Consider the following 15,535-nt stretch of genomic DNA (forward strand, 5'->3'; position numbering starts at 1 on the left):
GGCGCGGAGGGTGGATCACCTATGCCGAGCAGTGCGGGCAGCTCGCCGAGGCGAAGAAGGACCCGTACTGCGACTGGCTCGCTGATGCGCCCGCCCAGGTGATCCAGCTGACCCTCAAGGACCTGGACCAGGCGTGCCGCAAGCATGGCACGTGGAAGGTGCGCTGGAAGTCGAAGGCGAAGTGGCGGCCCTCGTTTCGCTTCCCCACCGCCGGACACCTGCCCGTAGAGCGGATCGGCCGCAGGTGGGGGCGAGTGTTCCTGCCCAAGTTCGGGTGGGCGCGGTTTCGGATGTCGCGCCCGCTCGGGGGGAGCGTCAAGTCCGCAACCGTGTCCCGGGACGGCGAACACTGGTTCATCAGTTTCCTGGTCGAGGATGGGATCGCGGAGCGTGGGGAACATGCCTGCCCTGGATGGGTGGGCGTGGACCGGGGGGTGGTCACGGCCGCCGTGACGTCGGACGGGGAGTTCTTCGACCGCCGCCACGCCGGAACCGGCGGGGTCTCCTCCCGGCAGCCGCCACAGGAGACGAAACGGGAGACGAAACAGGACCGGCAAGACGACCTCGGGTATGTCACACCCGGCGAAGCGGAACGGTATCTACGTATGCAACGCCGACTCGCCCGCACGCAGAAGGGATCGAAGCGTCGCAAGAAGGTCAGGGCCGCGATGAGTGAGGTCATGCGGCGAGTGCGGTGGCGGCGCGCTGACTTCAACGCCCAGGCCGCGCACCGGCTCACCCGCATGTACGGGCATGTGGTCATCGAAGATTTGAACACCAGGGGTATGAGCGCGGCTGTCAAGCCGAAGCCCGACCCCGATCGGCCGGGCAGGTTCCTACGCAACGGCGCGGCGGCGAAATCCGGGCTCAACAAGGCGATTCTCGACAAGGGCTGGTACGGGCTGGAAGTCGCTCTCCGCGCCAAGGCGCGCTACACCGGCAGCGTCATCCATAAGATCAACCCCGCGTACACGTCCCAGACGTGCCCGGAACCTGCGTGCGGGAAGGTGGACGGGAAGAGCCGCAAGAGCCAAGCGATCTTCTCCTGCACTTCCTGCGGGCACAGCGAGCACGCCGACATCGTCGGGGCGAGGAACATCAAGAGCAAAGGACAGGCGGCCGGGCTGGTCGTCTCAGGGCGTGGAGACCCACCCGGGTCCGCGAAACGTCAAGCACCCCGCTCCACAGCGCGGGCCGCGCAAGCGGCACGAGCTGCCGCATAGCGGCACGGGAATCCCCATCCCTTCAGGGCGGGGAGCAGGTCAAGAGCGACGTCCCCAGCGGCGCTTGGGCTTCTGCGGAGGCAGCGGCTGGATGGCGGTCACATCGGCGGGCGCCCCATCGGCGGCCAGCCCTTCGAGTGTGGGCCCTTCGAGGGTAGGCCCTCCGGCACCAGGCCCTTCGGCACCAGGTCGAGGCTGGCCAATGCTCTGCCACGGCTCGGCGTCGCCGGTCTCGGCGGCTGAGGCGGCGCCCAGCGGGCGCTCAGGCGAGTCTTCGTACGGACCGGCACCACCGGGCGGGATGTCCGCGGGCGGCTGCTCAGCAGGGACCAGAGCCTCGAACGGGGCCCGGTACGACTCCCCCTGGGGCTCGGGACGACTGAAGGCATCGAAGTCGGACTTGGCCGGCTCCTGGCTGAACGTGTCGAACTCGTCCGGATGCAGCACCATGGGCTCGCCCGCCGCCATGGGCGGCTGCGCGGGCTGGCCGTACATGTTCGGGTCCTGATAGACCGCGCCGTACTGGACCTGTCCCCCCGGATAGGTCTGTACGGGGACGAAGCTGATAATCGGCGCATACGCCGTACCGCCCGGATAACCGGGCGCCGCGAAACCGGCAGTGGCATAACCGGGGCCCGCCGGATAGCCCATCCCGCCCGGTCCACCGGGGGCTCCCGGGAAGCCGGGCTGACCAGGGCCGCCCTGTGGACCCGCCTTGCGTACGGCCGCCGCGTGGGCCATCCGGCGCAGCCGCCCCTCGAAGATGAGCACCGCGAACAGCACCAGCAGCACCAGTACGAGCGCCGGGATGCTGAGCTGCTGCGTCAGCGTCCGCTGGTCGTACTCGGGGGCCGCGTTACGCAGTTCGAGCGGGACCGACTCCTCCGTCGAGCTCTCCGTCAGACTCGGCGACGGCGTCGTCGAAGGGGTCTCGACGGGCGCCACGGTGGGCAGGACGACGTCCGTGTCCGTGGGCTCGGGCGTGGACGAGGTGGTGGTCGCGGTCGGCACCTCCACGTTCTGCGACGGCAACGACTGCAGCTGCGAGGGCGTGGTCTTGGGCGTGCTGGGGGTCGAGCTCGGCGTCTTCGACTGCTTCGGGGTGCTCGTCTTCGTCGTCGTCTTCGTGGGCGCGGTGACGGTCTTGGTGATCGTCGTTTCCGGGTCCGGAGTGGGGGTGTCCAGCGTCGTGGTGACCGTGACGGTGGTCTCCGGCGTGATGTCGCACACCTCGCCCGCTTCACAGGGCTCGACGGCGGGGTCGTAGGCGACCGCGGAGGCGCTCGCGCTCTGGAGGACGAAGGGAACCGCACCGGCACCCGTCAGCCCTAAGGCCAGGATCAGTGCGGACACGGCCGTCGCTCGCGTACGTGCCACCTGTGCCCTCCGCGCAGTCCCGGAACCATGGTCAAGGGAATCCTAGCCGGGTAAAAGTAACAGTAAAGACGGAATTACAACACCTTTCGTCGCAATCGCGCCCGTTGTGCCCTGGCGACCAGCCACAGCGCACCGAGCAGCACCGCGATCCCGCCCGCGACCCATGGCAGCCCGCGTACGCCTGCCAGGGGATTCACCCGCTCGGCCGGTTGAAAGCGGTTACCCGTAATGGCGAATGGCAAGGGCGGCCCAACTTCTTCTGCCGATGTCATGGCCCCCCAACCGGTGCCCGCACCGGCGCCGAAACCCGGAGCACCAAGTCCGGGAGTGCCGCCTTGTGGGGCTTGTGGGGTGCCGCCTTGTGGGGTGCTCACTTCTGGAGCCCCGGCTCTGGGCGTGCCGCCGACGACTCCTGAAGTGCCGCCGACTCCCGGCGTGCCGAGCCCCGATGTCGGCGGCGGGAGGACCTGGGGCAGGCTCAGTGCGGGCCCGCGCCGCAGCTCAGGCGCCGGGACCTGGACGGCCGTCCCGTTCGGTACGGGGCTGGACGCGTGCGCATGACCGGCTGAGACCATCCGCAGATGGGACTTCGCGGTATGCCCGTTTCCAGGGCGTACCCTTCCGGCGACCGCCGTCTTGTCTGGGCGAGCGTCCTTGGCGCCGTGTTCGACGCGTACCGCTCGGCCGCTCAGCGTGACGTCACCACGCGGGATCTCGACGAACGTCCCCGCGCTGTCATCGCCGGACTCCCCGCGGCCGCTCGCCCCGACAGGCACGCTCACTGGGGCCTTGACAAAGGTCGTGGTCGAGCCGACGACGGTCGCGACACCGCCGCCCGCCGTGTCACGCGCTCGAGCCGCCGCCGTGAGTACGACCTCCTTCGGCCCGTGCGGCACGGTGAGCAGCACGTCCACGAACCGATCCCCCGCCGCATCACCCAACGCACACACCCGCGCCACGGGGACCACGCCCGGAGCCACCCCGCCCGCCGCGACTGCGCCCCCTGGGCGCGTCCCGCCGGGCGCGGTCCCATCCGACCCGCTCACGCCGTGCCCCGCCACACCTTGCGCCATCGCACCCGACGCGTTGACCACTGGCGCGGTCGGCACCAGCGCGGTCCTCAGCGACGGGGCCGGCGCCGACGACGGCCCGGACGCCAGGACGCCTCGCGACATCGCCGCCTCGGCGACCGGTCGCCCATCCACCGACGCCTGTCCGTCAGTCGCCTCACCAGCGACCAGGGCGTTCAGCGCGGCAGTCCGAGCCGCCAGAGCACCGCCCGGGGTAGCCTGCCCGCCCGCAACCCGCCCATCGCTAGCCGGCCCACCCGAAACCGCCTGTCCACCCGAAACCGCCTGCCCGCCCGGAATCGCCAGCCCACCCGGGGCTGCCTGCCCACCCGGAATCGCTCGCCCCTCAACCGCCTGATCCCCCGGCCCACCCACGATTCCCGGAGCCGTGTCCAGCAACCCACCAGCAGGCAAGCTGGGGCACGTCATCGACGTCAGCGCGTTCGCCGGGCTGGTCGCCACCGCGAGCCGGGCGTCGCTGCCCATCCCCTCCAGGCTCACCCGAAACCGCAGCGCATCCCCCGTACGTACCCATCGCCCGATCCCGCCGGCATCGCCCAGTCGCTCGAAGACCAGCGCGATCCCAGCCCCGCCAGCGGCCCTGAAGACCTCGGCCGCCACGGGCTCGCACTGGATGCCCGCCAAAACCGACGCCCCCGCGAAGGCCAGTGCCCCCGCCACGATCCAGCCATGTCTGACCACGTCGCCTCCCCTCAGGCCGCGTGACATTACACTCAGTAATCGTTATGTCACCCAGGGGAGATGGTTAACCCTGTCGGAGCAGATCTTCCACGGCTTCCATGACCGGCAGATCCGCCCCGAGCCAGGCCACGTCGTAATACTCGCCAGGTCCGAGCCACCGCAGCGCCAGATGCTCCTTGGCCTCCGGTACGCCCGAGGCCAGGGAGGCCAGCCAGGCCCGCATGACGTACCCCTCGGACAGCGGCCAGTCGCCGCCCACCCGCGCGCCCACCGACACGGTCACGCCAAGCTCCTCGCGGCACTCCCGGATCAGCGCCTCGATCTCGCTCTCGCCGGGATCCACCTTGCCGCCCGGGAACTCCCACCCGCCGGCGAGGGCGGGCGGCTCGGCCCGCTGCGCGGCGAGTACGCGCCCATCCGAGGAGACGATCGCCGCCGCCACCACGATCACCGTCATACCGCCACCACGACCATCATCACGCCGTCACCACGATCACTGTCATAGTGCGGCATTCTGCAGCTTCTTGAGCTGTTCGAGCACGTCGGGGTTCTGTAACGGACGGGTGAAACCCATAATATTGCCGCGCGCTTGATACGTCGTCACCTTGATCGGCCCGCACAGCGTGCAGCGGGCCTCCACCATCTTGCCCTTCGACACGATCATTCCGACGTGCCCGGGGTTGTCCGGCCCCGTGCCCGGCCCGGCGTTGAAGAACACCAGGTCGCCCGCCTGCTCGTCACCCTGCGGGATCTTCACGCCGAACGGCCACTGCCCGAACGTGGTCCGCGGGATCGACAGCCCGGCCGCCCGGTAGGCGGCGTAGATGATGCCCGAGCAGTCGAAGGCGTCGGGTCCGGTCCCGCCCCACAGGTACGGCTTGCCGCGCTGGGCCAGCGCGAACTCCAGGATCTTGGCCACCACGTCACTCGGCGCGGCCTCGACCAGCGGATCGTCGCAGGCCTCGTCGGCCTGCGGCGGCACCTCGACGTCACCGGACTTGGCGTAGCCCTTGGCGATCTGCTCGACCTGGTCGACGTACCACCAGGCGCGGTTGTAGATGAACAGCGCCTGGCGTACCTTCTCCGGAGCGCCGTTGCGCTTGAGCATCTTCGCGGCGCCCAGGATCGCGTCGGCGGGGTTGTAGATGTCAGCCACGCCGTCACCGTCGCCGTCGGAGGCGTACCCGTTGAACTTCGACGACATCGCGATCCGCGCCTTGCCGCCCCACGTGCCGATCAGGAACTGCATCGGCCCGGCCGCGCCCGCGTAGTTGGTGCCGCTCTTGACGCCCGCCATGTTCGAGCGGCCGTGGTCGGTCTCGCGCTTGCCGACGGCGGCCAGGATGTTCCACTGGACGCCGATCTTCGTGCCGAACTTCTTGTAGAGCTCCAGATAGTCGGCCGGAATGTCGGAGGCGCCGGTGTCGGACACCTCCTGTACGGGCGTGTCGCCGTTGACGCAGTCGGTACGGGCGGTGCTCCCGCTGCCGAGGAACGACGGGATCGAGGTCATGAGCATCGGCGACATGATGACGACGGCGAGAAGCAGCACCCCGGCGGCTCCAAGCGCCAGGGCGACGCGAGCGCGGGAGGTGTTCACCCTTGGGTGTCTCCGTCCTGGCCCGCGTCGGCGGGTTGCAGGTCGAAGACCCGCCAGTCGGCGCCCATCTGACTCACGGTGACCGCGTAGTCGTCCACGACCTGCTTGTTGCCGCTCTTGGCGGTGATCTGCTGCGTGCCGGTCACCACGAAGATGACGGACGACTTCTCGACCTGCCTGATCTCCTTCATCTTGGCCGTCCCCGCCGCCACGAGTTCGTCGGCGCGGTCGCGCTCGACGGTGCCGGGCGAGGTGCGCGTCCTGGCGAGCACGTTGCCGAACTCGGCCGTGGTGAACACCTTGACCCGATCCACATAGGCCGAGGGCTCCTCGTCGTAGCGGAACGTTCCGTACGCGGCGGTGAACCGCTCGGCCAGGTCGGACGCCGCGGCGAGCTGCTCCTTGGTCATCGGCAGGTAGGAGTAGATGTCGAACGGCTTGCCGCTGGCGGTCGCCAGCGGCTTGCTCGGCGCGGCCGGTGAGACGGTCGTGGTGTGGCCGGCGGGCGCCTTCCCTGCGTCCGGTTCGCCGGAGTCCGGCCACATTGTCAGGTAGATGCCGACGGCGGCGATGACCACCACGATGGCGGCGAAGGCGACGCCCCGCCTGTCACCCGGCTGCGCCATGATCAGTCCCTGTCCGGATTGCTGGGCTTGAGCCAGAAGGGCACGGACGGCTCGCCCTCACCGGAGCCGCCGCCACGGCGGCTGCTCGGCAGCCAGAGCGGCGGCGCCTCCGAGGAGCGGCCCTTCGGCTCGTCGGCCGGACGCCGACCACCTGAACCGCCGCCCCCGAACATCCCGCCGCCCGACGACCCACGACTCGCCGACCGGGACCCGCCAGAACCGCCGGAACCCCCCGAACCGCCCGAGCCACCCGAACGACCGGAGCCACTCAGCCAGGACCCACCCGACCCTGACCCGCCCGACCTGGAGCCGCCAGAACCGCCGGAACCACCGAACCGCGTGCCACCCGACCTGGAGCCACCGGAGCCGCCCGCGCCACGCCGTGACGCCCAGCCACCCCCGGAACCTCCACCGAACCAGCCACCTCCACCGGCCCCGCCACTCCCCGCACCGGCGCTCCCGGCACCGGCGTTCCCAGGACCGGCGGCGGACCCGCCTGACGGCCGCGCTCCACCAGGCGACGGAGTGCCACGAGTGCGGGTCGGCGTGCCGCTCAGGTTGAGCGGCGGCGCGGCCCCGGCCCGCGGTGCGGGAACCTGCCGGCCCGCGGCCTTCCCGTCCTGCTTGTCGGTGTTCAGCGGCGCCGCCGTGGCGGGGACCCGGGTGCCGGACGCGGCCACGCCCTCCGCGCTCTCCTGCCCACGGGCCCGCCCCTGGGCGACCGTGGACGCCGCCGCCGCGGTGCCCGCCGACGCGCCCATCGCGGCCGCCTGGATGAGCGGCTCGGCCTTACGCGCACCCCAGCGGCCGATCCTGGCCGCCGCCACCGGCGGCAGCGCCGAGGACGACCGCTCGAGTACGGAGGAGGACGCGGCGTCGCCGAGCATGCGCGTGGTCAGCGTGTGCCCGTTCATCGAGGCGAACAGGTGCTGGAACGGCCGCCGGTAGAAGAACACCGCGATCGTCAGCAGCGCCATGAACAGGATCTGCAGCCCCCACGGCATGGCGGTCGAGATGATCAGCGCATAGCCGTACACCAGCACGCCGAGCACGAGCGCGAGCACGGCCTGCCGGAGCAGCGTGCCGATCAGCATCTCCACCCAGCGCATGGCGATGATCCGCCCGCTGCCCGGATGCACGCCGATCAGCAGGAACACCGGCCCGAGTATGAGCAACAGCAGGAAGCCGACCTTCAGCACCAGCAGCGAGACCGCGACCAGGAAGATGAGCACCCCGGCGACCAGGGCGGCGATCAGCGCGCCGATGGCCACGCCGAGCCTGCTGGTCCAGTCACGGCCGGAGAAGATCATGTAGCGGGAGTCGTTCTTCAGCTTCTCGGCGATCTCGGCGTACTTGGCCTGATGCGCGCCGACGTCCGGCGCCGGTTGGTTGGCCGTCGCGGCGGGGATCGACTGGGTCTCCAGCATCGTACGGCCGAAGTCGCGCACGATCGGCTGGTTGGGGTCGGCGGTGCCGAACAGGCCCATCAGCCACGGCTTGCAGACCAGCGTGGACCACAGCGCCTCGGCGTTCTGGTCGACCCCGGGCGTGCCGGTCTGGCCGTAGCCGCCCGCCTTGACCTGCGGGTTCGTCTGGCCGGGGCCGGGCAGGCAGGAGGCGCCGCCCGCGCCGGGCAGGCCGGAGAAGGCGGAGTTGACGACCTCGCCGGTCTTGTCCGTGACGATCGTGCCGAGGCCGGTGAAGTCGCCGGGCCGACTGAAGAACCAGGTCGCGACCGTGACCGCGAGCACCATCCAGATCACGCCTTCGGCGGTGGTGGTGGCCCGCTTGCGGATCAGTCCGTACCAGGCCAGCCAGATGGCGCCGAGGATGACCAGCGGCCGGAGCAACGGCCAGTACATCGCGTTGGACAGGTTCGTCACGATGTCATCGACCACGTCCTTGATGGACTGCAGCGGCCCTTCCGTGGCCGCTGCCTGGTAGGTGGTGATGGTCACCCGGTCGATCGCCTTGGCCCACAGGAAGATCGTGTTGGCCCAGGTGTTGCCGAGCACCGCGGCGAAGTCGGAGCAGCCCAGGTCATAGGTGTGCCAGAACTGGCCGCTCATGCCGAACTGGGCGTAGTTGGTGGTCGGCGCGGCCGTGGCGCCGCCCTCGGGCGCGGGCGGCTGCATCATGCCGTCGGAGCCGCTGCCGATCACCTCGGGCGCGAGCGCGCCGGACAGGTCACACGGGGCCGCGGCGGCGGGTGAGAGCGAGCCCACCACGATCGGCACCACGAGGATGCCCACGAGCAGGGCCAGAGCGAGCGCGAGCCGCCTGGGTAGCCGGATCTTCATGACCGCACCTCCTGCGCTCTGCCGCCCACTCCCCCTTGAAGATCATGATGCCCGTTGTCGCTGGGTTTGTCGTGTGTCGGATTGGTGTCGAGCCAGCGGAGCAGGTCTTCGGAGATCAGGTCTACTCCGATGCGGCCCGCCCTGCCATCCAGATCACGGAAAATGCATTCGCCGTTGCCGAGCGATCTCAGCACCGCCTTGTGCTCTTCCGATGCCTCCACGCCCAGCAGGGACATCACGTGATCGACCTCCACCCGCTCGGTGGACCTGAACGCGAAGACCGAGGACAGACAGTTGGTGACCTGCTCGTTCAGCAGGTCGCCGGCATTCTGTGAGACGAGCACCAGCGCGGTGTTGCGAGAACGACCCATGCGGCTGACCTCCGGCACCAGCTTCGCACCCTCGGGCGTGGACGTGATCGCCCATGCCTCGTCCAAGAAGATCGCCTTGGGCGCGCGGCGGTCCAGGCTGTTCATCAGCCGCCGGGCGAACTGGGAGACCAGGTAGAGCAGTGCTACCGACAGCCGCTGCTCATAGGAGTAGTCGTCGCGGCCCGTCGCCACGTCGGGCAGCGTCAGGCCGCCGAGCGTGAACACGGTCGTCCAGCCCTCGGTGTCGACCTGGTCGCCTCCTGAGGGATCGAAGCAGAGTTTGGCCAGCCGCATCTCCGACATGGAGCGGAGTACGGCGCCGAGGTTCTTGGAGGCGGCGTCCGTGGACTGCTCCAGGAACTCCACCACCTTGCCGAGCGACGGGTCCACGCCGTTGGAGACAGCCGCGACGGCCTGGATCATCGCCGACTCGCGTTCCTCCGACATCCGGGGCAGCAGCAGGCGCAGCGTCTCGGTGGCCATGGTCTTCTTGGCCGCGATGTCGTCGCCGAACGAGAACGGGTCGAGCAGACCGGGCGCCGCCGAGCCGAGCGGGATGACGCGGGCCTTGCGCTCGCGCTTCTGCAGCAGCTGCACCAGCGACTCGGCGTCGCCCTTGGGGTCGATCACGGCGACGGTGACGCCGCGCAGCGCCATCTGGTAGATCATCAGCAGCGCGAGCGTGGTCTTGCCGCCACCGGGCTCGCCAGTGATCGCGATGGCCGTCGGCCGGTTGCGGGTGGCCGCGACCAGCGGGTCGAAGTGCACGATGCTGCGGGCCCTGCCGACGGTCTCCCCGATGTACGGCCCGAGCCAGCCCTCGCTGCCGTCGCCCAGCCGGTCGCCCAGGTCCACGGTCGCCGTGGCCATGCCGCCGGCGATCGTCCGCAGCGGCTGCCGCTGGGCGTAGGCGTTGACCCTGACCTTCTCGCCCGGCAGCGCCTCGCAGAACAGCGAGAACTGGTCGCCCGTCGAGCTGACCACGTCGATGCCCATGTCACGGTAGTGCTCGACGACCGCTTCGACCCGTTGTACGCACAGGTCCTCGGTCGGGGCCGACACGATCAGCCGGTGCCAGCCGTACACGAAGGGCAGCCGCTCCTTCGTGATGCCGTGCTCCAGCATGCGGGCCGCGTCGATCTGCTCGGCGAGCGCGAGCGGCGCCTCCGCGCCGGCCTCGCGGATGTGGATGTCCATGTCGCGCGCGTGCGCGAGCTTGCGCGCGACGTCCTTCGACGCCTTGACCGGCGGGATCAGCCGCATCCTCGACGAGATCTCGACGGGGAAGGGCAACTGGTCGGCGAAGTGCAGCCACGGCTCGCCGTCCGGGAACGGCATGATGTCCGGGAAACGGGCGAACGACAACTGCGCCACATAGGAGTCGCCCTGCGGCTGCACGATACGCAGCAGCGACCTGCCGTTGTGGATCTCTCCCTCGACCAGCGACTCGATCTCGCCCTTGCCCCAGCGCCGCTTCGGGCTCGCCGACGGCGGCGGATCGCCGAGCGCGCCCGCGGCCGAGTGCTGGAACAGCCACGCCACCTCCACAGAAGTGGCGTGCCTGGCGTAGAGGGCGCTGGAGGCGAGTGCCCGGCCCAGCCGTTCGGCCTGCTCGGTCCATCTGCCGATCTCGCCGTCCGGCACATGGTCGTCCTCGAGCCCGAGTGCCTTCTCCGTACGCTGATAGAAACCGAACAACTGCCCCAGCACGCCCGCGCCCACCTGCTTGCCCCGGGGACCGAGGCGGACACCGATGTAGACCTCCTTGGACCAGAAGTCCTTGGCCCAGACGTGCCGGTACATCTCCTCCAGATAATCGCGCCAGCCCGACCCTTCGTCGGAGGTGGCGTTGAGCGCCATCGCCCATTCGGCCGCGGGATAGGTGCGGTGCGCGACCCTCAGGTGTACCTCGGCGTCGGGCATCCGGATCGTGGCCAGCGCGATCGTGATGTTGGTGGCCAGCGCCTCACGCTCTTCGGGCGTGACGAACTCGTAGCTGATCGTCGGAAGTCGGAAATACGCCCATGCGCAGGTGTTGGTGAGCAGGATGCGGTCGTCGAAATAACGGACCGCCAGGCGCTGATGCGCTCGGGACCCCCTGCTCATGCCGCCCCCTCGGCGCATGAACAAGTCAGACCTGCTCGCATGTTCACTTATCGCTCACCGATTCTCGTGCCCGGGGGGTCACTCGCCAACTCCTCTTCGCTCGGACGGACCGTCTGTGCCGCAAAGCCCGCGACCACGACCCCGGCGAGGGCGAGGTAGGCCCGCCGCCCGGCCGCGCGCAACTGCCCAGGATCGACCACCCCGTCGCCGCCCGGCGCCAGGTCGTCCTCCCAGGGGACCCTGACGATGGCCCGGCACCTGCCGCTGGCCACCGACTCCGCCTGCTCGACATCGGCCATCGAACGCCTGCTCACGCCGTTGACCACCATGACCGCCCGCCTGCGCAGGTCCGCGCAGCCGTGCCCGTCGAGCCACTCGTACGTCATCGCCACCGCCTCGGGCGCCTCCTCACTCGCGGGGACCACCAGGACCAGCTGGTCGGCGTACGGGAGCACGCGAGCCGCGAGCGCGGCGGCCGGGTCCATGACGGCCAGCTTGTAGTGCCGGTCGAGCAGGTGCATGGCCTGGCCCAGCCGGTGATCGGAGAACAGCGTCCGGTCGGACAGCCGCTGCTCGGCCTCCGCGTCGGTGTCGGCGCCGATCACCTCCAGGCCCGACCCGGTGCGGGTGGTGTAGCCCCGCATGGTCAGGTAACCGCTGACCCGCTCCAGCCCCGCCAGCAGCGAGGCCAGCGTCTCGGGGGTCTCCGGGTCGATCCTGCTGGTCAGGGTGTTGCCACCGATGTTGGCGTCGATGGCCACGACCCGGTCGTCGCGATATTGGGCGAAGGTGTGCCCCAGCATCAGCGCGGTCGTGCTCTGCCCGGCGCCACCGGTGCAGCCGAGCACCACGACGCGGCGACTGCCGCCGAACACCGCCCGCGTCCGGGCCTCGTCGATCTCCGATCCGTCGGTCCGCACGCTGCCGCCGCCGACGACCACCTGCGCGATCCGCCGCCAGCCACCGGAGTCGCGACCGACCACGGACTCGACCCGCCGCACCCGCTCGCCCGGCGTGGGCCCCTGGGTGATCTGCCTGGCCGCGGGCGGCCGCACGACCTGCTCGCTCTGCCCGCTCTCGAACGGCCCGATGCCCGCTGCCTCGTCCGCGTACGACCTGTTGGCCGCTGCCTCGTCCGCATACGCCCTGTTGGCCGCTGCCTCGTCCGCATACGCCCTGTTGGCCGCTGCCTCGTCCGCATCCGTCCCGCTGTCGCGGTCGCTTGCCGACGCGGCTCGCTCGCCCTTCGCGGAGCCGGTCCCTTGACGGCCTCGCTCGCTCTTCGCCGGGCCGTTCTCCTGACGGACCCGCTCGCTCTTGGCGGGGCCGATCTCGTGGACGGAGGCGGTGGTCTCGGGCCCTTGGAGGGACGCGGTGGTCGCGGACTCGTCGCGTCCCACGGGAGCCGTCCCGGCCTTCTGGGCCTCGTCGTCGCGCGTCACCGGCCGGATGAACCGCACCGGCTTGCTGTCGGGGCTGAGCGGCGGCCACAGCCGTTGCACATCCGGGAACACCAGCGGCGGGCTCTGCCTGGGCGGCTTCCCCTTCCTGTGCTGATCCCGCGCCACCTCATCCGCCCCGGCCGCACGCACCTCCTCGGGACCGGCCACACGCACCTCATCCGCCCCGGCCGCACGCACGTCCCCGGAACCGGCCACACGCACCTCGTCCGCCCCGGTCGCGCGCATGTCCCCGGGACCGGTCGCACGCACCTCTTCGGGGTCGGCGCCGTCGCCTCGCCGCGATCCCTCACTCCGGCCCACTCGCGAGGACCCGCCCGCCTCCGCCACTCCACCAGCCACGGCCTCACGAGCCGCGGCTTCGGTGTGCGGCGCCTCAGCGCTGGTCACGTCTTCGGAGGGAGTCACGTCAGCGGAGGTCACGTGAGCGCGCGCTGCCTCAGCGCGGGCCGCGTCGGAGGGGGCTACCTCAGAGGGAGCCGCCTCAGTGCGGGCCGCCTCAGCGCGGGTCGCCTCGCTGGACGCCGTCGTGTCGGCGCTCGCCGCCAGCCTGCGCAGCCGCCGCAGCGCCTCCGTGTCGATCGGCTTCCCGGCCTCTCGGGCGACGTCTTCGCGGCCCTCATCCCCCTGTACGGCGATCAGCGGCCGCTCTGTAGGCCGTGAACCGCTGTCAGCGGTCTTGCCCACCCTCGGCCCCACACCCGATGTCTTGTCCGCCGACGAGCCCGCCTTGGCCGGCCGTGAGCCCATCGCGAGTGTCTTGTCCGGGAGCACGGAGGGCTCAGGCTGGAGTACGGGCGGCTGGACCGCGAGCTCGGTGCCCAGGGCGGGCGCGGTGCCGCGGCGCGTGACCGAACCCCAGCCGGGTCGGGCGGGCCTGGGCTCGGCGACCGGGGCCTGGGCGGCCGCCGCGGCGGCGGCCGCGACCGCGGGGCGGACCTGGCGCGGGCCGGTAACCGGCTCGGCGCCGACGGCTCGCCTGGGCTCGGTGGCGAACTCCAGCGCGGCGCGGCGCTTGCGCTGGGGCTGGCGTGCCTTGCGCGGCGCCTTGACCCGCTTGGGCGTGACCCGCCAGACGCGTCCCGCGAAGGTGACCGTCTCGGGCTCGGAAGTCGGCGCCATCCGGCACCAGGCCCGCGGCTCGCCCACGTAGCGCAGTTGCGACTGCAGGAGCTCGGTCAAACGCTTGCTCTCGATCACCGGGCGGGTGGACAGCCAGGTGACTACACCCGGTGGCACCAGGTAAAGCACATGCCATGGTGCGGCGAAAGGGATGTGCAGGAGCATGAGGAGCAGGGACCATGGAGCCAGCACGCCGACGAACACGCCGATCCACACGATCGGGAGGGGCATCGGCAGCCGTAGGTCGTACAGCTTGTAGAGCCGCTTCTCAATTCGCCAAATATTGGTATACGTGGGCAGGTCCACGCGGTCCTCCTCTCCACCCGCTCGTACAATGACCGCCCTTGAGCGGTCTCAACCCTTTACTTGATGCCCAGTGCTCCCGCGATCGCCTTCGCCGTCACCTCGATGATGTTGGGCACGTAGAAGATCACGCCGATGGCGATGGCCAGGATGAGGAACTGCACGAACCTCGTGATCTCGCGCGTGAAGAGGAAGAAGAGCGCGACCACGGAGACGACGACAAGGAAGAGCGGGGCGAAGAAGGCCCGCAGGAAGTTGGCGAGCCCCTCGGAGTCGATGCCGGTGGGGGCGGGCGTTGGCGTCATTTCGATCAGGTTGAGCACTATCGTTTTCAAGATCACTTCTTTGTCCTCCCGGGGGTACCGATCAACAGGGCGTTCGTGCGTCTACCCAACGGCCCGACCGGCACCGCGGATGTCGTCGACGTACCATTTGTCGCCCTGCTTCTCGACGGTGAGGCGATATGCCTGCTCCAGGCGGGCGCCGACCGCGTTGGCGTCGGCGGCGTCCGGTTCGGCCGACGGCGTCGCGCCGCTCGGCACGCTCCACACCACGACCACCTGGATCTCTCGAGTGGCGCCCCCCACAGGCACCACGATGTCCTTGAGCTCGGCGAAGGTGAAGGCGCCGCCGAAACTCGTGATGCTCTTGCCCTGGGCGACATAGCGCTGCAATCCCGTCGTGTCGCCTGAGCCGTAGTTCTTGAAGAAGTCTTCCATCTGCGGCTTGAGCTCGGCGGCGACGGCGTCGTCGTTCTCGGGCTTGGCGAGCTGGGGCAGATCCGCCCGGCCGGGCGCGGGCAGTATGGCGGGCCGGCCGGAGACGACGAAGCTGCCGCCGTCGGCCGAGTAGTAGATCGGGACCGACAGCATCATCCGGCGGGAGCCCGACTGGAAGGCCACGGTGACGATCGCGTCGCTGGCGCTGGTGGCCTCGATGTCGTATGGCTGGATCGCGACGGCGGCCAGCTTGCCGTTGCCGTCCCAGCCCATCTGCTGATCCATGCCGTCCGCCAGAAACGCGGCCAGCTTGCCCGCCCTGCTCTGCGCATCGGCGGGAGTGAAATTCAGATAGACGCCGGCGAACTGGGCCGCGAACGCCATGCCGCGGTCGGCCGGGAATCCGTGATTGGCCACGGGCGCCTCATTCGGAGCCGCCGCGCCACTCTGAGTAAACCTCTCAAATGGGGCACGGACCCCATTAACCACGATAACTATGATAAGCGCCCAAAGAACGATTCGGCCGGTCCACACCAGCCATCTCCCGCCGGCGCCA

At 70.2% G+C, this 15,535-nt stretch carries 11 protein-coding genes; 1 reads left to right on the top strand and 10 read right to left on the bottom strand.

What is annotated here, in order from left to right; all coding sequences use genetic code 11:
• A partial coding sequence (locus AB0J16_RS20310; RefSeq protein ID WP_358541436.1) for a transposase occupies window positions 1-1,223 on the top strand: 1,223 nt, incomplete at its 5' end.
• A gap of 39 nt (window positions 1,224-1,262) precedes the next feature.
• Here AB0J16_RS20310 and AB0J16_RS20315 read toward each other — a convergent pair.
• The 10 genes from AB0J16_RS20315 to AB0J16_RS20360 form a co-directional block, all read right to left on the bottom strand.
• Entirely contained in the window at window positions 1,263-2,600 is a 1,338-nt protein-coding gene (locus AB0J16_RS20315; protein ID WP_358541438.1) for a hypothetical protein, read from the bottom strand.
• Between the two features lie 74 nt (window positions 2,601-2,674).
• The gene (locus AB0J16_RS20320) at window positions 2,675-4,372 is read right to left on the bottom strand and encodes a hypothetical protein (protein WP_358541441.1); all 1,698 of its coding nucleotides are present in this window, start codon (window positions 4,370-4,372) and stop codon (window positions 2,675-2,677) included.
• A gap of 64 nt (window positions 4,373-4,436) precedes the next feature.
• A complete protein-coding gene (locus AB0J16_RS20325; protein ID WP_358541444.1) occupies window positions 4,437-4,829 on the bottom strand; it encodes a (deoxy)nucleoside triphosphate pyrophosphohydrolase in 393 nt (130 codons plus the stop codon).
• Window positions 4,830-4,871: 42 nt separating this feature from the next.
• Complete coding sequence (locus AB0J16_RS20330; protein ID WP_358541447.1) at window positions 4,872-5,972, bottom strand: bifunctional lytic transglycosylase/C40 family peptidase; 1,101 nt, start codon at window positions 5,970-5,972, stop codon at window positions 4,872-4,874.
• On the bottom strand, window positions 5,969-6,598 hold the full coding sequence (locus AB0J16_RS20335; RefSeq protein ID WP_357944126.1) for a hypothetical protein: 630 nt from the start codon (window positions 6,596-6,598) through the stop codon (window positions 5,969-5,971). The genes AB0J16_RS20330 and AB0J16_RS20335 overlap by 4 nt, the downstream gene beginning before the upstream one ends.
• Before the next feature lie 2 nt (window positions 6,599-6,600).
• Window positions 6,601-8,898, bottom strand: a complete 2,298-nt coding sequence (locus AB0J16_RS20340) for a type IV secretion system protein (RefSeq protein ID WP_358541449.1) — start codon at window positions 8,896-8,898, stop codon at window positions 6,601-6,603.
• Complete coding sequence (locus AB0J16_RS20345; RefSeq protein ID WP_358541452.1) at window positions 8,895-11,375, bottom strand: ATP-binding protein; 2,481 nt, start codon at window positions 11,373-11,375, stop codon at window positions 8,895-8,897. Before AB0J16_RS20345 ends, AB0J16_RS20340 begins: the two co-directional genes overlap by 4 nt.
• A 47-nt stretch (window positions 11,376-11,422) precedes the next feature.
• A complete protein-coding gene (locus tag AB0J16_RS20350; RefSeq protein ID WP_358541455.1) occupies window positions 11,423-14,263 on the bottom strand; it encodes a TcpE family conjugal transfer membrane protein in 2,841 nt (946 codons plus the stop codon).
• 56 nt (window positions 14,264-14,319) lie between these two features.
• Window positions 14,320-14,565: a hypothetical protein gene (locus tag AB0J16_RS20355; RefSeq protein WP_357652102.1), complete on the bottom strand. Its 246-nt coding sequence runs from the start codon at window positions 14,563-14,565 to the stop codon at window positions 14,320-14,322.
• Between the two features lie 81 nt (window positions 14,566-14,646).
• Window positions 14,647-15,396: a conjugal transfer protein gene (locus tag AB0J16_RS20360; RefSeq protein ID WP_358541458.1), complete on the bottom strand. Its 750-nt coding sequence runs from the start codon at window positions 15,394-15,396 to the stop codon at window positions 14,647-14,649.
• Between the last annotated feature and the right edge of the window lie 139 nt (window positions 15,397-15,535).

It is taken from the genome of Nonomuraea sp. NPDC049750 (assembly GCF_040659625.1).
Classification (GTDB): Bacteria; Actinomycetota; Actinomycetes; order Streptosporangiales; family Streptosporangiaceae; genus Nonomuraea.